We start from the raw sequence: 21,685 nt of genomic DNA, 5'->3' as shown, positions 1-21,685 counted from the left end.
TTAGAATAAGTGAAATTTAATCGAGTTAGACAAGAAAAAGGCGTTTACTAAAACGCCTTTTTTTAATTGAGAGTGTCACACTCTAATAATAGGTCTTACTGCCATGCGCATGTAAAAAGGCTGGAATTAAACCTGTTAATGCTGCACGGATATCCGCGCGTTCATTAATCAATTGATGTGAACCTTCTTCCAGCATTAACAAAGTTTGCAGGCGGAACTTGCGCCGGATAAATTCAATATTGTAACGCCAGTCCACTGTCTGATCCTGAGCACCTTGAGCTAACCAGACAGGGATACGACAGGCTGGACGTGCTTCCATTTCCTGCATCCAGCGTGACATCGCCAGAATCCAGTCCATGCCCATCATGCGGGGTTGCAAAGGATCTTTGAGGCGGATAAAACGCAGAAATTCAGGATTATGGTTATTACGACGGAAATGACGTGGTACTTCACGCTTGATTCGGCTGATAATGCCGAGTCCGAGCGGATTATGCCACCAGGCAGTTTTAGCCGGACGAATCAACGGTGACAATAACAGCACGCGATCTACAAACGGATTTTCGCGTCGTTCTGCAAATTCGAGCAAATGATGCATCCAGATCGCACCACCGGTACTTTGTCCAATGCCAACCCAAGGTTTAGGTAACTGCTCGGCATGCTTCACATAACGATATACCGCATGCAAAACCTGCTGGTAATGATCAAAATTCTGGATACTGGCAGATGAACCATCGCTGAGACCATGCCCCGGCAGATCATAGGTCAGGACGCTAAAACCCTGTTCCAGTAACTCACGTACGATCGGCTGATAAATTCCGCTATGTTCCAGATATCCATGTAATAGAAACGCCGTTCCCTGAATCTTGTCAAAACGGGTATTTTCCAGATTTGGCATAAATACTTGCACATGCAGTTTAAACAGCGGCATCTGTACATAGCCTTGCCAATGCTTGCAATCCAGTAAATCAAAACCATACAGTCTGCGATAAGACAGCAGATCAATAGTGGGCTGGTCATCCCTGTTCAGGTTTAAGGGCTGTAAAAGCTGTGGCGTTGTTTCCCTGCTTGGCACAGGTAAATCCAGCTGTTTCAGGATGGTCGGGTTTAAAAACGGAATATCAGACATTAAGGCACCTCCCGACAGTCACTGGAGCCAAACCACATATCGCGGATAGTGGCCAGCATTTCATAATTGGCACGGCGACTATGATCATAATTTTGTCGACTTGGACGCCAACGGGTCAAGGACTTCGGCATCGGTGCTTCCACTGGAATCGTTTGAATGCCATTTAATGCAAACAGACGACGGGTACGTGGCATATGATAACGGTCGGTAATCAGAATCACAGTCGGTGCTCCACCTTTTTTTTGCAATAATAATGAGCTGAAACGGGTATTTTCACAGGTATTCATGCTACGGTCTTCAAGCAATTTGGCATCGACATTGTAATTTTGTAACCAGCGCTGCATATACGGCGCTTCCACACCACTCAATACGATCGGTAACTGATACTGTTTTTCAACTGCGAGTGTGGTTTCCAGACGCAAACGGGTATAGTCATTGACCACAATATCCTTACCATTTTCATGCAAGGTTAAACCACCACCTAAGACCACAATGGCATAAGGTTTAGATTGATTGACCGGTTTTTGTTGCTGCTGTTCTTGCAGTAAAGCCAGATCTTCTTTAATTTCCTCTTTCGCTGTGACCTGAACGGCACTCGCTTCTTCATCTTCTAAAGGATGAGTTGTCAAGAATTCAATATATTGCTCAACGCGTTCTTTGTTTTCATTACTGTCCCATTCCAGCAGTTCGCGGACCTTCTGAGTTGGGTCAACGGCTTCAACAGGTTCTTGCTGGGACAATAAAGGCACTTGTGCAGGCTGATTCTGTTCTGCTTTTTCTTCCTGCTGTTCACGCTGATGTTCTTCAATCATCTGTTGCAGTATCTTGTAGCGTGCCTGAATCAGCATCAGATTGGCAGAATGATTTTGCTGGATATCCTGCTCCATCACACGCAAATAAGCCTGACGGGCAATCCACTGATCAGAACCCGGTTCAAGCGTATCATCTTCACTCAGGGAAGCCATTTTCTGGCTTTGTGCTGCGACTTCATTAATTTCAAAGGACACAAATCGATTGAGTCCCTTAACCACGAGCTGAGAATAAAATGGCGAATAGATCAACATCACCAAACAGCCGAAAAATACAAACAGTCCTGCGACGATTTGTACTAAACGGACCATCCAATGGGTGTTTTTCATATACGTTATTTATCCTGATGAGATCGAATTAAGCCTTTACAATCAAATAATACCGGTTCAGGTTCGAGCATAATCTTGAATTTGTCCCAGACAGCCTGCTGTACTGCGCTATAGGTTTGACGGACATCCGTCAGAGAAGCATGACCATAGTTCACCAGAACCAGTGCCTGTTTATGGAACATGCCAACTAGCCCAAGCTGTTTCCCCTTCCAGCCTGCCTGATCAATCAGCCAGCCTGCCGCCATTTTAACCTGATCATTGGCCTGCGGATAATGGGGCAAATTAGGAAAATGCACAGCAATTTGGTCAAAAACCTGTTGATTTACTATAGGATTTTTAAAGAAACTTCCCACGTTTGGAAATTCTTTAGGATCAGGCAGTTTGCTCTGACGAATCCGGATCACCTGCTGCTGTAAGTTTTCTGCTGTGAGATTATCACCCACCGCTGCTTTAAGATCACCATAATTCAGTTTCAGATTTGCCTGTTTTAGTAATTTAAAAGTAACGTGTGTAATCACATAACGTGTTGGATCATCTTTAAAAATACTATGACGATAGGAAAAATGACAGTCTGAAGCAGGAATGGAATCAAATTTTTTCAGCTTACGGTCATAGACCTCTACCGCATGAATAAATTCGCCGACTTCGACACCATATGCCCCAATATTCTGCACTGGAGATGCGCCGACCAGTCCGGGAATCAGGGCCAGATTCTGCAGACCATAGAATTTCTGTTCTGTCGTCCAGAGTACGAAGTCATGCCAAACTTGGCCCCCACCTACCCGCAGACATTGATGCTGCTCATTTCCTTCCAGCATTTCAATGCCCTGGATATCCATATGCAGGACGAGTGCATCAATCTGTTCCGGCAATAACATATTGCTACCGCCAGAAAGAATCAGTACGTTCAGTTGTTGCTGTTCAGCAAACTCCAGTGCAGCAATCAGATCATCAGTTGATTGGATCAGGCTATAGTAAGCGGCAATCGCTTCAAGATTTAGCGTATTAAAAGGTTTAAGTTGAACCTGAGTCTGAATCTGCATGACTTAAACCTTTTCTGTTTGATGTTCTTTAAAAATTTCTACCCAGGCCCGACTGCTGGACTCACATTGGTTCAGGACACGTTCAAAACCATCTGCCCCGCCATAATATGGATCTGGCAAAGCCTGTTTTGGATAAAGCTGATCATGTTCACTCATTAAAGCAACCTGGGCACGCAGGCGTCCGAATTCTGCTTCTGCCTGATGCTGGAGCGCCTGAATATCTGCCAGATTTTCCAGATCCATCGCTAGAATCAGATCATAATCAATAAAATCATGGGTTTTGAGTTGACGCGCACGCAGGCCAGAAAGATCATAACCCCGTTTTAAGGCATGTTGCTGGCTACGCAAATCAGGTGCTTTCCCCGGATGGTAATTACTGGTTCCTGCTGAGTCGACCACAATATCGAGTTTCTGTTCATCACAATAATGTCTGAGTACCACTTCTGCCGTGGGAGAACGACAAATATTTCCCAAACAAACACATAACACCTTATATGGCGTTCTGGATGACATAAACAACCTCAGAGTTAATCATTTTCAAGATACTTATGTTAAGTTATTTACCTGATGAATCCTATATCACTGCCCCATAATAATTTTGTATTTGCGATAAAAATTAAAGGATAAAGACATGAATCGATTTCAGTTTCAAACCATTCCCAACATCATCGCCGGCCTCGGCACGATTCAGGAATTATCCTCTATTCTCAAACAGGGCCGTTATCAGCGTGTTTTACTGGTCACTGATCCAGGCATGCTACAGCATCAATTACACCTGCCTATTCTGGAAATTATTGAAGATGCGGGACTGGATTATGCAATTTATTCCGATGTACAGGCCGATCCACCTGAGCATGTAGTGCTTGAAGCAGCAGATTTTGCCAAACAGGAAAATGTCGATATCGTGATTGGCTTTGGTGGTGGCAGCTCTATGGATGTCGCCAAGCTGATTGCAATCTTGAGTCATCCGTCACAGCACCAATCTTTGTCTGATCTGTATGGCGTAAATCAGGCTACTGGCCCCCGTTTGCCCTTGATTTTGGTTCCTACCACTGCAGGTACAGGATCTGAAGTTACTCCGATTTCAATTGTCACTACAGGTGAAACTACCAAAACCGGAATTGTGGCACCGATCCTGTTTGCAGATACTGCTATTCTGGATGCAACATTTACCCAAAATCTGCCGCCCTTAATTACTGCTGCGACTGGCATTGATGCTATGGTTCATGCTATTGAGGCTTATACCTCTAAAATCAAAAAAAATCCTTATTCCGATATGCTGGCCAAGCATGCTTTGAAACTGTTAAATGCCAATCTGCAACGTGTGCTGGACGATGGGCAGGATCTGGACGCACGTCAAAACATGCTGGTTGGTTCTATGCTGGCAGGTCAGGCCTTTGCCAATGCACCGGTTGGGGCTGTGCATGCACTGGCTTATCCATTAGGTGGGCATTTCCATATTTCACATGGACATAGTAATGCACTGGTATTAACTGAGGTGATGAAATTTAATACGCCGGATGCCAAAGCCCTCTATGCCGAACTGATGTGCTGGTTAGATCCACAAAGCAAAGGCTGCCATGATGGCCTGACTGACCTGTTTATCGATCATTTTAATAATCATCTGGTGAAAAGTGGCTTAACCCTGAAACTTAAACAGTTAGGAATTCCTGAACATATGCTAATGATCATGGCCGAAGATGCCATGAAACAGAGCCGCCTGTTACAGAACAATCCACGTGAACTTACTCTGGAAGATGCTTACAACATTTATCAGGCGATCTATTAGATTTAGGATTATTTTCGACTCAGCAGATCTAGCCACTACAAGTTATTTAAAAATATGAAAGCAGCTCTTAAACAACGCGAACATTATTCATTTTTTCTGCCGATACAGACTCGTTGGGCGGACAATGATCTGTATGGCCATGTGAATAATGTCACTTATTATAGCTATTTTGATACGGCCGCGAATGCCCTTTTGATTCAGGAAGCCGCATTTGATCCCAAATATTCTCCAATGATTGGACTGGTGGTCAGCTCGCAATGCCAGTTCAATCAGGAGCTGTCTTATCCGGAAATTATTGAGGTAGGTGTCGCCATAGAAAAAATGGGGAATAGTTCTCTCAGCTATGATCTGGCAATCTTTAAAATGAATTCTGATACGGCAGCAGCTCAAGGCAGTTTTGTGCATGTGTTTGTCGATCGCTACACACGAAAAAGCACCCCGATTCCAGCTGAAATGCGGGATGCTTTAGCGCGTTTTGTCTCAGCCTAAAATTATTTTATTTCAGCTGAATATTGTGCAATTCACCATCAAACTGTTCCAGCAAGTCACGTATAGCCGGTTCAGCATGCAGCAGCTCTTCTGCACGTTTAAAAGCGCGTACTTTACGTTCTTGCTGCATGGTATATGGCGTTAACTGCTCTACATCTTCAAACTTCACCTGGAAAATGGTCTGCGGCCATTGTTCCCGCAAAGCTGCTTCCAGATGATGTTGTAGCTGCGACAAAAGCGGCTGATAACGCTCTGGAATATGGAAGACCGATGCTGCATTAATCTGGCCGGTCATGATGCCATACTGAGCCAATTCCTGAACTGCCGGAGATAACTGGCTGTTACGGAACCAGAATTCCCATTTTTCTACCGTCCATTCACCCTGCATATCCTGTACCGGAATTTGCAGAATATCCTGCGGCATCAGATTACGGTCTGTAGAAAAATTCGTATTTGCGATCTGAGTTGATGCAACCTCAGTCTGATTAGAAATTTCTGACTGACTTTCATCTGCTTTATGAACCACTTGTTCTGATTCAGGAGTCGAGGCATCCAGATTAAACTCCGGTTCTTGTTCTACTGGTGCAGCAGTATCATTTTCAGGAATGAATTCTTCTAAGAGGAAATCATCACTGCTGGCTTCAGGGCTGGATGGAACAGGTTCTGCAGGAACATCGTCAAAACCAAACAGACCATCTTCCAGGTTTGGATCAAATACAATTTGTTCAGACTCAGATTGTTCTACTCTAGTTGATTCAGCTTGTATAACTTGAGGCTCAGAATTGGTTTCTGGCTCGTCTTCATCCAGAAAGTCATCCGAAGATAGTTCAGACTGTGCAGTGACTGGATTATCATCCTGATCGTCTTCATAGTCATCATCTAAGGAAAAATCTTCTACAGCAGCTTGAGCAACCGGAGCACTTTCCTGCTGCGTTATCTGATTTTGTTGTGGAGCTGAAGCAGCAGGTACAGCTTGTTGTATCTGAGCTGTATTAGTTGGAATTTCATTGGGCTGTAGCGGACGGAAGGCTAGCAAACGCAGCACCGTCATCTCAAAGCCTTGCTCCTGCGTAACCGCAAGCTGTAGGTCAGCCCGGCCTTTACAGGCGATCTGATAATACAGCTGCAAAGCTTGTGCTGAAATTAAAGCCGATAACTGCATGATCTTTTGATTGATCTCGGCACTGTATTTCAGGCTTAAATCTGGCAGGTATTGTAATAAAGCCAGTTCATGCAAGGTAGAAATCAACTGATCTAATACCAGTGATACATCTAGCGCCTGCTGACGGAATTGCAATAATAATTCGCTAACACGTGCTTTCTGGTTCTGATGAATCGCCAGAATCAGATCATAAATAATTGTTCGGTCGATCAAGCCCAGCATGTCTTTGACATCCTGATGCTGGATCGCCCCCTGACCATAGGCAATCGCCTGATCGGTTAAGGATAAGGCATCACGAAGCGAGCCCTGAGCAGATTCAGCAATCTGCCAGATCGCATCCTGATCAGCCTGAATGCTTTCTTTCGTCAGGATATTGCCCAGATGTTCGGTAATTTCATCAACAGCCAATGGACGCAAAGTAAATTGCAGGCAGCGAGAAATAACGGTAATCGGCAGCTTTTGTGGATCTGTGGTAGCGAACAGGAATTTGACATGCTCCGGTGGTTCTTCCAGTGTCTTTAATAGAGCATTGAAAGAATGCGTGGACAGCATATGTACTTCATCGATCAGATAAACCTTGAAACGACCCTGAGTTGGCGCATAAGGGACATTATCCAGCAGCTCACGGGTATCTTCAACTTTGGTACGTGATGCCGCATCGATCTCGATCAGGTCAATAAAACGGCCTTCATTGACGGCGGTACAGGTCGGACACACCTCACAAGGAGTTGATGTAATACCGGTTTCACAGTTCAAGCACTTCGCCAAAATACGTGCAATCGTGGTTTTACCAACACCACGCGTTCCCGTAAACAAATAGGCATGGTGCAAACGGCCACGCTCCAGTGCGCTTGTTAAGGCACGTGAAACATGGTTTTGACCGACCAATTCGTTGAAATTGCGGGGACGGTATTTTCGCGCAAGTACTTGATACATGTATGCTCCTTTTTACAGGTCTAAGCATACTGTTTTTTTATAAAATAGTGAATGAATTAATCAGTTATGATCTGGAGAGATAGGCCTATCAATCTGATTTAAATCAAATATCTCGAAGCTGTTTGCTCCATTTTTATGCCTGAGTGAAATATCAGAATAGTTTTTGTATATTTGAAAGATAAAATATCTATTGATCTTCCATCTATTTGAGTAGATGAATACAATCTTAAAAATAAAAATTTCTGATCGAAGGTAAAGAATTGAGTTGAATCTGCTTAAGCGAATCGCCCTAAAATAAAATCACTCTGCATCTGGTAACGTTTACCGCTTTTGTCTTCACGGATTTCCAGCACATGCTCTTCCAGATCAACATACAGTAAATTACGAGTTGCTACATTCACCAGCTCAATTTTCTGATAAGAATCATCCTGAAAACGAATCGGACCACTAAAGGTTTCCACCCCATTATGACCACTCAGGCTTTCACGCTGCAAAATATAAGTCTGATCTTCATACAGAGTTAGCATGACAGCCATACCTGGGCAATCATCACAGCGCGACAAGCAGCCCATACAAGGAGTTGTACCCTGATACTCTCCCGCCCATGCTGGAATCTGCGCCTTGGCTTCAACAATAGTATTTTTAGCTGACTGGGTTTGATCCTGACAACCGAATAAAGCACCGGTTGCCACTAAGGGAATCAGTATTACTTTTTTCATGATTTCATTTCGTAGCGCTGGAATTTGCCACAAAATAGCATATTTTAAATGACTGACTAAACTCCCAAATCAAGGATATTCAGTTATCGCCAGCCTTTTCTTCCCGTCAATACCGCATCAGCACAGCGCAAAGTTTCCTGCGTCAGCCCCCAAAGACGGTAATCTCCAGTCAATGAACCTGTTGGGAAATTATGGGTATAGGCAAAGCTTAAACCGCGTTCCGGATCGCACCAGGCACCAGAACCGTTAAAGCCCATATGACCAAAACCTGTAGAGGCTTTACCCAAGGTCAATATACGGTGATAACCCAGTCGCCAGTGCATTGGCACAGGCATCACCCGATCACGACGGATATATTGAACCTTACTCAGTCGCTGGAATACTGGAGGTGAAATCAGTTGCTGGCCTTGCCAGGCACCATGATTGGCCAACATCGCATAGATTTTTGCCAGACTGTCTGCAGTAAAGACGCCATTAGCCGAAGGAATAATCGCTTGTAAACCTTCATCACTAAAGAAGCTAAAATTCTTCATGCCTTTAGGAATCATGCCATCCTGAAAATCTTGGGGACTCTGACCACTCCAGACCAGGGCGCGCTCCATTAAACTAGGTTTGCGTGCAGCTATTTTTTTGGCTTTAGAAGATTGAGATGTAGATTTTGCTTTAAAGATCGGTCGCGCAACTCGAGGCAGTTCATCCAGCGGCACACTAAAATAGGCACCATTTAATTGCAGAGGCTGAACCAGATATTCCTGCATTAATTGGTTTAATGATTTACCGGTTGCCTTTTCCAGTACTCCACCCACTTGCCATCCAAAAGTCAAAGGTTGATAAGCGACATCTGTCGTGGTCTGAAAACGTGGTTCAGCTGCCGCGATCCGCTCCAGCATGTGTGACCAGTCAGCCATTTCAGTGGCATCATCAATGATATTACGGATATCAAACAAGCCACTTTGATGGCTCAGCATATGTGCCAAAGTAATCGACCGTTTACCTTTCTGGGCAAATTCAGGCCAGTATTCTGCAACTGATCTGTCATAGTCCAGATAACCTTTACTCACCAGAATATGCGCTAGGGTTGCTAGTACACCTTTGCCAGTGGAATAGCATAGTGACATGGTATCAGGCTGCCAGTTTTCTGTGGCAGACTTCTTTCCGGTATAAATATCGACAACTTTTTGTCGCTGAAAATATACGACAAGTGCTGCACCACCCTGTTCAGCACGTGCATCCTGTAGGCGGCTAAACTGATGAGCAAGGTCGCGAAAACGCGCATCTACATTGCCCTGATAATTATGCTGATCAGCAAACAGATAATCTTTAATTGGCTGCATCATTCTATCCATAGAATTTTGATCCCTTAAAATGAAAAAGCCTAAATCGAGTTTAGGCTTTTAATTCAGATTTAAATTGCTTTTACATGGCCGGTCACATGCGGCTTCTGGTTCTTGCTGTTTCGGATCAGGAAATCTGTATCATTCGCTGCTTGAGCAGTCAGGAACTCAACTTTAGAGGGTAAATACATCGGCAGCTTGAACCAGACATCGGCTTCATAGGCATCCGGCAAGGATAGATTAGCCAGTGCTTTGGCTTTGCTCCACATACCATGTGCAATCGCCTGTTTAAAACCAAAAGCCTTCGCTGTAACAGCATGAATATGAATCAGGTTAAAATCCCCTGAGGTCATGGCATAACGGCGGCCGGTATTTTCTGAAATTTTCCATTCAGTATTCAGCTTATAGTCCGGCGCTTTACTTTCTGCCGATTTTGCAGCAGCTTTAGCATCAGTCTTTTGACGTGAAAGATAAGTCGTTAATGCCTCAACGACAACTTCATTGCCTACTTTCACTGTGGTAATAAAATCAAACTGAACCCCTTTGTCATGTGGATGTAATTCACCAAACTTGCATGACAAGGTTAAAGTCTCATTTACACCGACTTTACGGTATTGCTTGACCTGATTACGGATATGTACCAGTCCTAAAATCGGGAACGGAAATGCTTCCGAGGTCATCATGTGCATTTGCAGGCTTTGAGACAGCACGGTCAAATAAATAGCTGGAATATAACCATTATTTTTAAAGCCACATACTTCATTATAAGCTTTTAAATGTTTCTGATCGACCTTGAATGAATCTACCACATATTCAACTTGCGGTAGAACTTTTTCAGCTTTCGGCTTTTTAAAAATCAAGCCTTGAATCACTTTTGGATAGGCTAAATAAGGTTTTGGAAGTTGACTAAAATGGCGCGTATTCATACTGAACCTTTGGAAATATTATCTTTATAAAGTGACCTCTCCTGAGCATACTTCAATCATTGTATGAATGTGAAGTACTGGAGAGGTTTTGAAAATTCTTGGAATTTTCTATTTAGAATTTTAAGCCCTCTGAATCCCCCTTTATCAAAGGGGGGAATTCTCCTCTCTCTTATAAAGAGAGATCGGTGGGATCTATTAAGCCCCTAACAGGCTTTGACCACAGACACGAACCACGTTGCCATTTAAACCAGTTGAAGCCGTAGAAGCAAACATTGCAATCGTTTCTGCAACATCTACAGGTAGACCACCTTGGCTCATTGAGTTCATACGGCGGCCTGCTTCACGGATTGCAAATGGAATCGCAGCCGTCATTTGTGTTTCAATAAAGCCCGGTGCAACGGCATTAATCGTTATACCATTTTTTAAGGTTGGTGCTGTGAATTTTACCACACCAATCACACCTGCTTTAGACGCTGCATAGTTGGTTTGACCCAGGTTACCTGCAATGCCTGAAATTGAGGATACACAGATAATACGGCCATTAGCATTTAGACCATCGTTGGAGATTAAATAGTCATTTACACGTTCAATGGCAGACAGGTTGATGTTAATCACCAGATCCCATAGCTCAGGTTTCATATTAGCCAAAGTCTTGTCACGGGTAATACCAGCATTATGCACAATAATGTCCAGACCACCCTGCTCAGCTGCTGCTGCTTTGATTTTTTCGCCTGCATCTGCAGCAGTAATATCGATGGCTAAAGTTGAACCCCCAATTTCACCAGCTACACGGTCAAGGTCCGCTTGCTGCTGTGGAACATCCAGACAGATGACATGTGCGCCATCACGTGCCAATACATGAGCAATCGCTTCACCAATACCACGGCTCGCACCAGTCACTACAGCGGTTTTTCCTGCTAATGGTTTAGTCCAGTCCACATCCACTTTTTCAGCATGTGAAACACGGATCACCTGACCAGAAACATAGGCAGAACGTGGAGAAACTGCAAAACGTAAAGCAGACTCAAGATTTGCTTCAGCACCGGCATCTACATAGATCAGGTTCGCTGCAATACCCTTTTTAAACTCTTTACCCACAGATTTTACAAAACCTTCCAGTGCGCGTTGAGCAATTGACTGACTGACTGATTTAGCAGTTTCAGGCGTAGTCCCCACAATCACGATACGGCCAGAACTTTGAATTTGACGTGCAATCGGGTTAAAGAAATCATAAAGTGATTTTAATTGTTCTGAATTTTCGATTCCTGAAGCATCAAAAATGACAACTTTGAATTTTGATTCTTTATCGCCCGGATTAAACGCACCCAGATTCAGTCCAGCTGATGCAGCAGCCTGTTGCAGTTCAGCATTGTTACCTGCATAGCTATTCGCATGAATATTTGCCAGAACCTGAGCAATAGCACCAGTCAAGGTACTTGCCGGTGCTGCTCCAAACAATACCGCGCCTTTAACTACAGGTGTAGCAGACTCAAAACGGTCTAAAGAAGTTGGGGATGGCAGACCCAAATTTTTAATGACAAATTTACCAATAGGAGATTTTGCAAAAGTTTGGTACTGATCAGTCATGTTTATTATCTCTCATACAAATTAATTTTTGGTTGATCTAAAGTTATCCTTAAACTTCAGTATGATGCCAGACATTTATATTTCAATAGATCTACCAGATTCCGCCCAATCATACTTGAGATAACAGGCAGATGACTTGACCTAAGCGCAGTCTGTAATGTCATTGTAGTCAATACAGCCTATCTTCTTCTATGCTAATGTAACAACCAAGAAGACGATCTATTTGCCTGGTAAAGCCTTATGAGCAAAACAACTCAAGATAATCCAGCAGTCGAGAACTCTGCTACAGAAACTGTGTCAAAACCATCAACGCGTAGCAAGCGTAGCACTAAAAATCCTGATACAGCCAATGCCGCAGAAAAAAGTCCGGCTAAAACCACACGTACACGCAGTACATCTGCACGTACCAAAAAAACGACTTCAAGCCAACAAGATTCAACATCTATAACACAGACTTCTGTTCAACAGGAACCAAACATGAGCCAAAATACAGTTCGCCGCGTTGCTATTATCGGTGGTAACCGCATTCCATTTGCACGTTCTAACGGTGCTTACTTTACGGCATCCAATACTGATATGTTCACAGCAGCCCTGAATGGTCTGGTTGAACGTTTTAACCTTCAAGGTCAACGCTTAGGTGAAGTGGTTGCAGGTGCTGTACTGAAACATAGCCGCGACTTCAACATGACTCGCGAATGTGTACTGAATACTGCTCTTGCACCGGAAACCCCTGCTTATGACATCCAGCAAGCATGTGGTACTGGCCTTCAAGCGGCATTCCTAGTCGCAAACAAGATTGCTCTAGGTCAGATAGAAGTGGGAATTGCAGGTGGTGTAGATACGACTTCTGATGCACCAATCGCTTTTGGTGATGGCTTACGTAAAGCATTACTTGAGCTGAATATTGCGAAAACGGCGAAAGACCGTTTAAAAGCACTGACTAAAATCAATGTGAAAGACCTGATGGATGCACCAAAAAATGGTGAGCCACGTACTGGCCTGTCTATGGGGGACCATCAGGCGATTACTACACTGGAATGGGGTATTTCTCGTGAAGCGCAAGATGAGTTAGCCGCTTCTTCACACCAGAAAATGGCAGCAGCCTATGAAGAAGGTTTCTTTGATGACCTGGTGACTCCATTCCTGGGTCTTGAACGTGACAACAACTTGCGTCCTGATTCTTCAGTTGAAAAACTGGCGAAACTAAAACCTGCTTTTGGTAAAGGTGATGCACGTACCATGACTGCGGGTAACTCTACTCCACTGACCGATGGTGCTTCTTGTGTGCTACTGGCTTCTGAAGAATGGGCTAAAGCAAATGGCCATGAAGTACTGGCTTACCTGACTTTCCAGGAAACTGCTGCCGTTGATTTCGTAGAGAAGAAAGAAGGCCTGTTGATGGCACCTGCTTATGCAGTCCCTCGTATGCTGGAACGTGCTGGTCTGAAACTGCAAGATTTTGACTACTATGAAATTCACGAAGCATTTGCATCGCAAGTACTTTCAACATTGAAAGCTTGGGAAGATCCAAAATTCTGTAAAGGGCGTTTAGGTCTGGATGCTCCACTAGGTTCAATTGACCGTGCCAAACTGAACGTAAAAGGTTCTTCTCTTGCTGCAGGTCACCCATTTGCAGCGACTGGCGGTCGTATTATCGCGACTGCGGCAAAACTGATTAACCAGAAAGGTTCAGGTCGTGTGCTTGTTTCGATCTGTGCAGCTGGTGGTCAAGGCGTAACAGCAATTATTGAAAAATAATCCAAGCCTCATATAAAAAACCGCTCATAAAGAGCGGTTTTTTATTGCAGTAATTTTCATAAATCACTGAAGATTACTCTAGTAAAGACTCAAGTTAAGCTTTTCGGTAGTCTGGTTCCAGACCCATTTTGGCCTCAAGCTGGTCATAGCACCACTGGAAAATAAAAGTATACACCAGAATACATAATGTCATCGCCAGGTCCAAAAGAAAAGCCTGCGCCAGACTGATCTGTAATGCATAAGCTACCATCGGAATCGTCGCCAGCATCAAACCACCCTCAAATCCAATCGCATGAGCAATCCGCACTTTGATGGTTCTTTTCAGACGATGTTTGGCTTCAAACTTTTCAAAATAATGATTAAACAGCATATTCCAGAACATTGAAGTCACAGCCATCGCAATTCCGAGAGCGCCTGTGACCTCAAGCGGCATATGCATGAGCGTACTCAGTAATATGGCAATCACCACCAATAAAATGCCTTCATATAAGGTGGCATGAATCAGTCTTCTTTTCGAAATTAACATTTCAGTTCATCAAGTCAGGAGATAAAAGAATTTTATTTCTTTAAATTTGATTATTCGAGTTAGAATCTATCAATAAAAATGAAAGATAGAATTCATGAATATTAATCAAGAACAGCTGCTGATGTTTAAACTGGTCATGGAAACCGGCTCCTTCTCTGCTGCTGCACGTAAACTTGGTAAAGTTCCTTCTGCAGTGAGCATGTCCATTGCCAATCTGGAAATTGATCTTAATCTGGTGCTATTTGAACGCATTGGCCGTGAACCGAAACCCACCGCGCAGGCGAAAGTGCTATATGAAAAAACTGAACAGCTTTTGGTTGAAATCAACCAATGGAAGCAACATGCGCTTGCGCTCAGTTCAGGCCTGGAATCTGAATTAAATATTGTGGTGGTGTCTGAATTACTCCATACCCGCTGGACCGATTATATCGTTTTGCTGGAACGGGAATTTCCAGCGCTGCAAGTTAATGTATTTAGCGCACCCCAAGAGGATGCTCATCGCATGCTGTTTGAAGGTTCAGCGCAGTTAGCGCTGATGTTTGAACGAGAACAGCTGGAAACCCGTGAACAGTTTATAGAATTAAAGCGTGAGGTACTGGTCGCCGTTGCGGCCAAACAGCATCTATTAAGTCAATTTCATCAGGTCAGTTATGAGCAGATTTTACAAAATCGACAGATTGTTGTTGCCAGTCGTGATCGTAGCATTAAGCCAGAACTGCTCTTTTCCCGAAATTACTGGCGCACTGACAATCATCAATCTGCCTGTAACATGATCCTGCAAGGTTTAGGCTGGGGGGTACTTCCTTTGGAAATGATCAATGAACAGCCACACTTGCAGGAGCAATTACAGATCTTGCAGCTGCTCGATTTCACCCCAAAATTTGAATATTTTGTTGATCTGGTCTGGAGTCGGGAAACTCGACTGGGTACAGCTGCTCATTTTTTGATTAATCACTTGCGTCAGCAGCGAAAAACCGACCATTAATCACAGAAATTCAACGACAGTCTACTTGGTAAGAGGATGATTTATGATATATAAGAATGCATAAGCAATAACCATAGAACTAGATCGTAATGACATTAACTGCATTAAACCAATTAAAAAACTTGACGACCATTGTGGCAGATAGCAGTGATTTAAGCGCAATAGAGAAATTTTGCCCTCTGGATGCAACCACAAATCCATCTCTGATTACTGCTGCAGCGAAACAGCCTGAAAATCAGGCATTGATTGAAGCTGCTTTTCAACAAGCCCAGCAAGAAGGCTATGTGAATAATGCCCTGATAGAACGCACCATTGATATTTTGACCGTCAAATTCGGTGTTGAAATTTTAAAACTGATTGAAGGTCGTGTTTCGACTGAGGTGGATGCCTCCCTGTCTTTTGATACTGAAGCGACCATCGCCAAGGCTAAAGAATTACTCGCGCTGTATGATCAATATGGGATTAATTCTGACCGCATCCTGATTAAGATCGCATCGACTTGGGAAGGCATTCAGGCAGCAAAAGCATTGGAAGAAGAAGGTCTCCATACCAACCTGACCTTATTGTTTGGCCAGCATCAGGCCCATGCCTGCGCTGATGCCAAAGCGACTTTAATCTCACCTTTTGTCGGCCGCATTCTAGACTGGTACAAAAAAGCGGAAGGTGTTGAGTCGTATCCGATCGAAAAAGATCCGGGCGTACTCTCAGTGAAGCGCATTTATGAGTTCTATAAAATGCATGGGATTAAAACTGAAATCATGGGTGCAAGCTTCCGTAGTATTGAGCAGGTTCTGGGCCTCAGCGGTTGTGATCTGCTCACTGTCGCACCAAACTTGCTGGAACAACTGGAAAATGATCAGCGTGAAGTTCAGGCTCAACTTTCAGCCAAAGATATTCAATCTCAAGGTGAACTGAGTCCAATCAGTCATGCCGATTTTGATGCGCAACTGAAACGGGACCAGATGGCTAGTGAATTACTGCAAGGTGGTATCGATGGCTTTATCAAGGCACGTGAACAACTGGCGGCTTTATTAAAGGAAAGTTTTTTGAGCACCACCTAATTTCACAGCGAATTTATAGAATTTCTGCAGGCCGATGTTGCTATAATGCCACATCGGCTTTTTTCATTTTTGCGAGTTCTTCGTGTTTGGTATCACAGATCTAACGACCTTTATCATTGGGACAACGTTAATTGTGTTACTGCCGGGGCCGAATTCCCTCTATGTCATGTCGATTGCCTCCCGCTTTGGTATCAAGACCGGTTATATGGGCGCCTTAGGGGTTTATACCGGCGACCTGATTCTGATTCTATGTACGGCGTTAGGCGCAGCCTCTCTACTTCATGCATTTCCCGTGCTATTTATTGCCCTGAAAATTATTGGTGCTGTCTATCTCAGTTATCTTGGGATCAAACTGATCATTGCCGCCTATCAGACTTTTTTTCCGAAACAGTCGTCACAACGTGTTCAGATTAAAAAGGCTACTTCTGAAACTGTCGAGTCGATTCAGCCCTTTCGCACAGCATTGACGATCAGTGTTTTAAATCCTAAGGCAATTCTATTTTACTTGTCTTTTTTTGTGCAGTTTGTCGATCCTGTTTACCCTTCTCCGGCACTGACTTTTGCACTCTTGGCTTTAATCCTGCAACTGATCAGCATGACCTACCTTTCAATCCTGATCTTTTCCGGGGTCAAACTCTCGAGCTATTTCAACCAGAATTATAAATTGACCGCTGGCGGAGTTGCTTCAGTAGGAATTCTATTCTGCGGGTTCGGAATCAAACTGGCGACTTCAACCTTCTAAAAACTAGTAGATTTATGCCAAGAGCAGCTCTTTCTAAAATTGTTAAAAACATTGTGTTTATATATGAAAAGCGTATGATTTAAACGCATTTAAAAATAGTGTCATGGATGATGCCTAAACTTTTACAAGATCTCTCCTTTCCTGCCATCATGGCGGGTTTTATTACCTGCATGATTGGGATCAGCGTATCCGCGGTACTGGTCATTGAAGCAGCGCAAAGCCTGGGTGCAAATGCAGCGCAAATCAGTTCCTGGTTATGGGCACTCGGTATAGGTATTGGGGTTTCCGGCTTGCTGCTTTCCTGGAAATATCGCTATCCGATTTCCACCGCCTGGTCGACAGCCGGTCTGGCATTAATTATTGCCTCCGCAGGCCATTACAGTCTGGCCGAAGCGATTGGCGCTTTTCTGATTTGTGGCATCCTGATTGCCTGTTTGGGATTTTTCGGAATATTTGACCGGATTTTTCAGTTTATTCCGCAAAGTCTGACCAGCGCCATGCTGGCTGGTGTCTTGCTGAAATTTGGGATTTCGGTATTTAGCAGCCTACAACAATCCTGGGGCTTTGTGCTTACCGTACTGGCGATTTACCTCATTTCTAAAAAGCTCAGTACCCGTTATAGCATTGTCATTACCGTACTGCTTGCAATTGCACTCTGTCCGTTCTTTATCGATTTTACGCTCCCAAGTTTGGACTGGAGCATCGCCCAGCCTGTATGGACCACACCAGAATTTAGCCTGCAAGCTATTTTAGGACTGGCTCTTCCGCTGATGGTGATTAATCTGGCATCGCAATATTTACCAGGCCTGGCTGTAATTAAAAGTTATGGCTATCCACCCAAGGTAAATTCGATATTAGGCTGGACGGGCCTCACTCAGGCACTACTCGCTCCCTTTGGCTGTTTCAGTGTTAATCTTGCTGCAATTAGTGCAGCAGTCAGTCTGGATGCACAGGCACATCCTGATCCAGCTAAGCGTTATATCGCAGGTATGAGCTGTGGTCTGTTTTATATTCTGATGGGTTTCTTCGCTGCGACCCTGACCAGCTTATTGATGGCTTTTCCGGGTATTCTGATTACGGTTCTGGCTGGCATTGCCCTGTTTGGCACCATTGGCCACAACATTGCACTGGCTTTTCAGGACAGTCATGACCGCGAGGCCGCACTGATGACCTTTCTGTTCAGTGCATCCAATATCCAGTTTTTCGGCATTGGTTCTGCTTTCTGGGGCCTACTGCTTGGCTTGATGGTTTATTTACTATTTAAGCTTAAACCTCAGCTGGCTTAAATTCATGAAAATAGAGATAACTTATGTCTATCTCTTTTAATGTCCTGATGCTTGAGAAAACAAATTAATGACCACTACACCGGAAATAATCAGGGCAATACCGATAAAAGCAGGAAGATCCAGCGCCTGCTTAAATACAATATAACCAACAATGGCCGTGAGAATGATCCCCACACCGGCCCAGATCGCATAAGCAATGCCTAAAGGAATCACCTTAATCACCTGAGACAGCAAATAAAAGGCGATACAAAATAAAACGACCACCGCTAAAGAAGGCCACAAACGGGTAAAGCCTTCAGATTTCACCAGAAATGTAGATCCAGTGACTTCGGCAATAATGGCCAAACCCAACAAAAGATATGCCCAAGTCGCAGGGTTCATTTTTTCCATTCTCCAAATCTATCTTTCCTAAAACAAAGCTTAGTTATGCTCTTAAGAAATAAATTTTTTATAAGTTTATGTTGAGGGGCGAAAGCTGATGCAAAAAATCCAGCGTCTTGATAAAAGTCTGCTGACTTTCTTTCTTGCCCATAAAGAACTGATATTCATGAATCAGCCAGGCTTTAGATTCGGGATAAAAAACTTCTGTCACTGGAACCTGTTGCGCTTTTAAAGCTTTGATAAAAGGCAAGGATTGGGTATTAGTCAGAAAGTCCTTGTTGCCCCCGCTAATGAATACTGGCGGGTACGACGGCGTAATATACTGGATTGGAGAAATACGTTTGAGAAACTCGGCATCATTTTTACGATCCCCTGTATAGGCCTGAATCAGGCTATATACGCCCCACTCTACGATCTTCATTTCATCAGGTGCAGTACTGGCAAATGACTCCAGGTCATAAATACCACAGTGCAGAATCAGACCTTTAAGCTGAGAGGGTTGCAGATAAGGCTGAAAATCAGATTGTTTGGCGAAGTCAGGATTTGTTAGAAGCGCAGCATAATGGCTGGCCATATTCGCCCCGGCAGAATCTCCGGCCAGATATAAATTCTGGGCATCAATCTGGTATTCGGCTGCATGTTGAGTAATAAACTCCAAGGCCTGATCAATCTGATGTAACTGACTTGGATAAATCGCTTGAGGTGCAAACTGATATTGGACCGATACCACGTTATAACCTTGCGCAGCCAGAAGTTTAAAATAACCTCGGGCATGCTCTTTAGAACCAGAAATCCAGCCACCACCATGAATCCACACAATAGTTGGTTGAGGGCCGATATTTTCGATATTTTGTGGTTGATATAAATCCAGAGAGAGCTTTTTCTGCGGTGAATAGACCATATTCTGATGCACGATGACCGAACCGGGTGCATAGCGATCCATCACCTTTTGCTGCATCCCTGTGGTCAAATTAAAAGCACCGGCAATGACCCGGCTATTTTGTACAGTATTTTGACAGCCTGCCAGAATAATTGAACAGAGCAGCAATAAATGAATGGCAAAAAACCTCAAAACCTTCCTCATAGATCAGCCCAAAAATAAGCCTAGGCAGTTTAAACCATCCCCAGAAAAACAGCGTCATTTATTCTGTTATTTTTGATCAACAAACCTGAATTCCTAGTTTTTTGCTCTGTTTTTTCTTTAATCAAATCTCTGCTTTCATGTGAAAAATATCTGTAATTTAAAGATTTTTTGCCATTTTTCAGCTTTTTGCAATTGCACCCTTGGTTGCACTGTGCTATCAATAAATCAGAGCGTAAAAGACACACAACATGCGGAGAAAAATCATGGCTTACCAACATATTTTAGTCCCAGTAGACGGTTCAGATATTTCCTTTTCTGCAGTTCGACATGCAGCCAAAATTGCCAAGGCATTTGGCAGTAAACTTTCCCTGATCAGCCTGATTGCAGAAGACCCTTTTACCGAAGCTGACTTCTACTACAGTTCAACCATCATGAAAGAGTATTTTGCTCAGGCTCATGCCAATGCAAAAAATGCCCTAAAAGAAGCCACTGCAATTGCAGACAGTGAAGGTATAGAAGCAGATTCCCGCATTGTGACTGGTCTGGTGAATGCCGAACATATTGCTGAGACTGCAGAGGAAACCCAGGCCGATCTGATCGTCATGGGTTCACACGGCCGTAAAGGCTTCCAGAAAATGATTCTGGGCAGCTTTGCACAAGATGTTTTGGGCGCCAGTCAAATTCCGGTATTAATCGTTAAAAAATGATCTGATTTGCGCATCTTCAAGGTGCGCAATTTTTTCAGGCAGTGTTTCTGTCTAAACCCTTCTACAGTGAACCTCCATTTTCTAAATGACCATTTCACTGCATATCCTAAAAATGAGGAGGCACTATGCAAAACTATGAACATATTCTTGTCGCACTCGATGAATCCTCGATGTCCTATGCTGCAGCTGAACATGCCCGTGAGCTGGCCAAAGCTTTTAATAGTAAGGTGACATTGGTCAGTATTATTGCTGTAGACCCATTTAAAGGCGTGGATTTTTATAAGGTTGCTCCCGCAGTCACTGACTATTTCATGCAGGCAGAACAACATGCACTGGATCTTTTAAATGAGATTAAGGCAAATTTCGTGCATGATGGTACACAAGTCACGACCAAGATCATTCATGGTATGGCACCTTCTGAAGGAATTCTTCAGGCAGCGCAGGAAGTTCCGACCGATCTGATTATCATGGGATCACATGGCCGTAAAGGTCTGCAAAAACTGATGCTGGGCAGCGTGGCACAGAATGTCCTTTCCCAGTCCGAGATTCCGGTATTGATTGTGAGACCTTAACGTAACCCAGACAACAAAAAAGCCTGCGATGCAGGCTTTTTTTAGCGAACTTTTTGATTCAGTTCGTTCAGGAAGAGTTCAGCATCCAGCTGGCTATTAAATACTTTTTTGTATTCTCCAGCTTGCTGAATAGAATGCGGTGTATATTGAAGGGAGATTTCAAACAGACCAGTCGCAGCATTTCTGCTGACATGAACCGCAATAATATGCCGAGTATTTAAATAAAAACCATCTTCGATTTTCACTAACATCTTGAATAAGACCTCTAGTATATCAATTTGAAGATTTCTTCATGTTTAATAGAAAAGTATAGTTTTACTTTCCTGTCTAGCC

General features: G+C 43.6%; 22 protein-coding genes. 9 read left to right on the top strand and 13 right to left on the bottom strand.

The genetic code is table 11. From position 1 onward, the window contains the following. Positions 1 to 82 precede the first annotated feature (82 nt). Genes C3F22_RS05260 through C3F22_RS05245 form a run of 4 tightly spaced genes read right to left on the bottom strand, consistent with a single transcriptional unit; the run spans position 83 to position 3,821 of the window. Entirely contained in the window at positions 83 to 1,126 is a 1,044-nt protein-coding gene (locus C3F22_RS05260) for an alpha/beta hydrolase (protein WP_104425986.1), read from the bottom strand. Beyond that, on the bottom strand, positions 1,126 to 2,265 hold the full coding sequence (locus C3F22_RS05255) for a YdcF family protein (protein WP_104425985.1): 1,140 nt from the start codon (positions 2,263 to 2,265) through the stop codon (positions 1,126 to 1,128). The genes C3F22_RS05260 and C3F22_RS05255 overlap by 1 nt, the downstream gene beginning before the upstream one ends. 5 nt (positions 2,266 to 2,270) lie before the next feature. Then, positions 2,271 to 3,308 (bottom strand): UDP-N-acetylmuramate dehydrogenase, encoded by a 1,038-nt coding sequence (gene murB / locus C3F22_RS05250; protein ID WP_104425984.1) that lies wholly within the window; start codon positions 3,306 to 3,308, stop codon positions 2,271 to 2,273. 3 nt (positions 3,309 to 3,311) lie between these two features. After that, positions 3,312 to 3,821: a low molecular weight protein-tyrosine-phosphatase gene (locus C3F22_RS05245; protein WP_104425983.1), complete on the bottom strand. Its 510-nt coding sequence runs from the start codon at positions 3,819 to 3,821 to the stop codon at positions 3,312 to 3,314. A gap of 118 nt (positions 3,822 to 3,939) precedes the next feature. On the opposite strand from C3F22_RS05245, the gene C3F22_RS05240 reads away from it, so the two are divergent. Next, the gene (locus tag C3F22_RS05240) at positions 3,940 to 5,097 is read left to right on the top strand and encodes an iron-containing alcohol dehydrogenase (protein WP_104425982.1); all 1,158 of its coding nucleotides are present in this window, start codon (positions 3,940 to 3,942) and stop codon (positions 5,095 to 5,097) included. Between the two features lie 54 nt (positions 5,098 to 5,151). Further along, entirely contained in the window at positions 5,152 to 5,586 is a 435-nt protein-coding gene (locus C3F22_RS05235) for an acyl-CoA thioesterase (RefSeq protein ID WP_104425981.1), read from the top strand. A 7-nt stretch (positions 5,587 to 5,593) separates the two neighbouring features. Here C3F22_RS05235 and dnaX read toward each other — a convergent pair whose 3' ends face one another. The 5 genes from dnaX to C3F22_RS05210 form a co-directional block, all read right to left on the bottom strand. Then, complete coding sequence (gene dnaX, locus C3F22_RS05230) at positions 5,594 to 7,684, bottom strand: DNA polymerase III subunit gamma/tau (protein WP_104425980.1); 2,091 nt, start codon at positions 7,682 to 7,684, stop codon at positions 5,594 to 5,596. 275 nt (positions 7,685 to 7,959) lie between these two features. Beyond that, positions 7,960 to 8,403, bottom strand: a complete 444-nt coding sequence (locus tag C3F22_RS05225) for a copper resistance protein NlpE N-terminal domain-containing protein (protein WP_104425979.1) — start codon at positions 8,401 to 8,403, stop codon at positions 7,960 to 7,962. Between the two features lie 83 nt (positions 8,404 to 8,486). Then, entirely contained in the window at positions 8,487 to 9,737 is a 1,251-nt protein-coding gene (locus C3F22_RS05220; protein WP_228203574.1) for a serine hydrolase domain-containing protein, read from the bottom strand. 71 nt (positions 9,738 to 9,808) lie between these two features. Beyond that, positions 9,809 to 10,663 carry a MaoC family dehydratase gene (locus C3F22_RS05215; protein WP_005236063.1) on the bottom strand — a complete coding sequence of 285 codons (855 nt, stop codon included), beginning with the start codon at positions 10,661 to 10,663 and terminating at the stop codon, positions 9,809 to 9,811. Positions 10,664 to 10,858: 195 nt separating this feature from the next. Then, positions 10,859 to 12,250: a 3-oxoacyl-ACP reductase gene (locus C3F22_RS05210; RefSeq protein WP_104425977.1), complete on the bottom strand. Its 1,392-nt coding sequence runs from the start codon at positions 12,248 to 12,250 to the stop codon at positions 10,859 to 10,861. Positions 12,251 to 12,490: 240 nt separating this feature from the next. On the opposite strand from C3F22_RS05210, the gene C3F22_RS05205 reads away from it, so the two are divergent. Next, the gene (locus C3F22_RS05205; RefSeq protein ID WP_104425976.1) at positions 12,491 to 14,008 is read left to right on the top strand and encodes an acetyl-CoA C-acetyltransferase; all 1,518 of its coding nucleotides are present in this window, start codon (positions 12,491 to 12,493) and stop codon (positions 14,006 to 14,008) included. Positions 14,009 to 14,102: 94 nt separating this feature from the next. Here the strand turns inward: C3F22_RS05205 and aceI are convergent, their stop codons facing one another. Further along, a complete protein-coding gene (gene aceI / locus C3F22_RS05200) occupies positions 14,103 to 14,534 on the bottom strand; it encodes a chlorhexidine efflux PACE transporter AceI (RefSeq protein WP_005236068.1) in 432 nt (143 codons plus the stop codon). Between the two features lie 94 nt (positions 14,535 to 14,628). On the opposite strand from aceI, the gene C3F22_RS05195 reads away from it, so the two are divergent. From C3F22_RS05195 to C3F22_RS05180, 4 genes are all read left to right on the top strand, one after another. After that, a complete protein-coding gene (locus C3F22_RS05195; RefSeq protein WP_104425975.1) occupies positions 14,629 to 15,519 on the top strand; it encodes a LysR family transcriptional regulator in 891 nt (296 codons plus the stop codon). 89 nt (positions 15,520 to 15,608) lie between these two features. After that, positions 15,609 to 16,580, top strand: coding sequence for a transaldolase (tal, locus tag C3F22_RS05190; protein WP_104425974.1), 972 nt, complete (start codon positions 15,609 to 15,611; stop codon positions 16,578 to 16,580). Between the two features lie 82 nt (positions 16,581 to 16,662). Beyond that, the gene (gene leuE / locus C3F22_RS05185) at positions 16,663 to 17,322 is read left to right on the top strand and encodes a leucine efflux protein LeuE (protein WP_104425973.1); all 660 of its coding nucleotides are present in this window, start codon (positions 16,663 to 16,665) and stop codon (positions 17,320 to 17,322) included. Between the two features lie 110 nt (positions 17,323 to 17,432). Then, positions 17,433 to 18,608, top strand: coding sequence for a benzoate/H(+) symporter BenE family transporter (locus C3F22_RS05180; RefSeq protein ID WP_104425972.1), 1,176 nt, complete (start codon positions 17,433 to 17,435; stop codon positions 18,606 to 18,608). 36 nt (positions 18,609 to 18,644) lie between these two features. Here C3F22_RS05180 and C3F22_RS05175 read toward each other — a convergent pair whose 3' ends face one another. Together C3F22_RS05175 and C3F22_RS05170 are read right to left on the bottom strand one after the other, a co-directional pair. Beyond that, positions 18,645 to 18,989: an SMR family transporter gene (locus C3F22_RS05175; protein WP_034170601.1), complete on the bottom strand. Its 345-nt coding sequence runs from the start codon at positions 18,987 to 18,989 to the stop codon at positions 18,645 to 18,647. A 67-nt stretch (positions 18,990 to 19,056) separates the two neighbouring features. After that, the gene (locus C3F22_RS05170; protein WP_104425971.1) at positions 19,057 to 20,061 is read right to left on the bottom strand and encodes an alpha/beta hydrolase; all 1,005 of its coding nucleotides are present in this window, start codon (positions 20,059 to 20,061) and stop codon (positions 19,057 to 19,059) included. A 275-nt stretch (positions 20,062 to 20,336) separates the two neighbouring features. Between C3F22_RS05170 and C3F22_RS05165 the strand changes: the two genes are divergently transcribed. Then, positions 20,337 to 20,780, top strand: a complete 444-nt coding sequence (locus C3F22_RS05165; protein ID WP_005236076.1) for a universal stress protein — start codon at positions 20,337 to 20,339, stop codon at positions 20,778 to 20,780. Between the two features lie 125 nt (positions 20,781 to 20,905). Further along, complete coding sequence (locus C3F22_RS05160) at positions 20,906 to 21,352, top strand: universal stress protein (protein WP_104425970.1); 447 nt, start codon at positions 20,906 to 20,908, stop codon at positions 21,350 to 21,352. Positions 21,353 to 21,393: 41 nt separating this feature from the next. Here C3F22_RS05160 and C3F22_RS05155 read toward each other — a convergent pair whose 3' ends face one another. After that, positions 21,394 to 21,603, bottom strand: coding sequence for a hypothetical protein (locus C3F22_RS05155; RefSeq protein WP_004783945.1), 210 nt, complete (start codon positions 21,601 to 21,603; stop codon positions 21,394 to 21,396). Positions 21,604 to 21,685 lie beyond the last annotated feature (82 nt).

It is taken from the genome of Acinetobacter sp. ACNIH1, from assembly GCF_002934695.1.
GTDB classification, from domain to species: Bacteria; Pseudomonadota; Gammaproteobacteria; order Pseudomonadales; family Moraxellaceae; genus Acinetobacter; species Acinetobacter variabilis.
This window is presented reverse-complemented; position numbering and strand designations above follow the sequence as displayed.

Coding starts and splice junctions, on each gene's coding strand:
- C3F22_RS05260 (WP_104425986.1), bottom strand. CDS start 1,126: ATGTCTGATATTCCGTTTTTAAACCCGACCATCCTGAAACAGCTGGAT.
- C3F22_RS05255 (WP_104425985.1), bottom strand. CDS start 2,265: ATGAAAAACACCCATTGGATGGTCCGTTTAGTACAAATCGTCGCAGGA.
- murB (WP_104425984.1), bottom strand. CDS start 3,308: ATGCAGATTCAGACTCAGGTTCAACTTAAACCTTTTAATACGCTAAAT.
- C3F22_RS05245 (WP_104425983.1), bottom strand. CDS start 3,821: ATGTCATCCAGAACGCCATATAAGGTGTTATGTGTTTGTTTGGGAAAT.
- C3F22_RS05240 (WP_104425982.1), top strand. CDS start 3,940: ATGAATCGATTTCAGTTTCAAACCATTCCCAACATCATCGCCGGCCTC.
- C3F22_RS05235 (WP_104425981.1), top strand. CDS start 5,152: ATGAAAGCAGCTCTTAAACAACGCGAACATTATTCATTTTTTCTGCCG.
- dnaX (WP_104425980.1), bottom strand. CDS start 7,684: ATGTATCAAGTACTTGCGCGAAAATACCGTCCCCGCAATTTCAACGAA.
- C3F22_RS05225 (WP_104425979.1), bottom strand. CDS start 8,403: ATGAAAAAAGTAATACTGATTCCCTTAGTGGCAACCGGTGCTTTATTC.
- C3F22_RS05220 (WP_228203574.1), bottom strand. CDS start 9,737: ATGCAGCCAATTAAAGATTATCTGTTTGCTGATCAGCATAATTATCAG.
- C3F22_RS05215 (WP_005236063.1), bottom strand. CDS start 10,663: ATGAATACGCGCCATTTTAGTCAACTTCCAAAACCTTATTTAGCCTAT.
- C3F22_RS05210 (WP_104425977.1), bottom strand. CDS start 12,250: ATGACTGATCAGTACCAAACTTTTGCAAAATCTCCTATTGGTAAATTT.
- C3F22_RS05205 (WP_104425976.1), top strand. CDS start 12,491: ATGAGCAAAACAACTCAAGATAATCCAGCAGTCGAGAACTCTGCTACA.
- aceI (WP_005236068.1), bottom strand. CDS start 14,534: ATGTTAATTTCGAAAAGAAGACTGATTCATGCCACCTTATATGAAGGC.
- C3F22_RS05195 (WP_104425975.1), top strand. CDS start 14,629: ATGAATATTAATCAAGAACAGCTGCTGATGTTTAAACTGGTCATGGAA.
- tal (WP_104425974.1), top strand. CDS start 15,609: ATGACATTAACTGCATTAAACCAATTAAAAAACTTGACGACCATTGTG.
- C3F22_RS05180 (WP_104425972.1), top strand. CDS start 17,433: ATGCCTAAACTTTTACAAGATCTCTCCTTTCCTGCCATCATGGCGGGT.
- C3F22_RS05175 (WP_034170601.1), bottom strand. CDS start 18,989: ATGAACCCTGCGACTTGGGCATATCTTTTGTTGGGTTTGGCCATTATT.
- C3F22_RS05165 (WP_005236076.1), top strand. CDS start 20,337: ATGGCTTACCAACATATTTTAGTCCCAGTAGACGGTTCAGATATTTCC.
- C3F22_RS05160 (WP_104425970.1), top strand. CDS start 20,906: ATGCAAAACTATGAACATATTCTTGTCGCACTCGATGAATCCTCGATG.
- C3F22_RS05155 (WP_004783945.1), bottom strand. CDS start 21,603: ATGTTAGTGAAAATCGAAGATGGTTTTTATTTAAATACTCGGCATATT.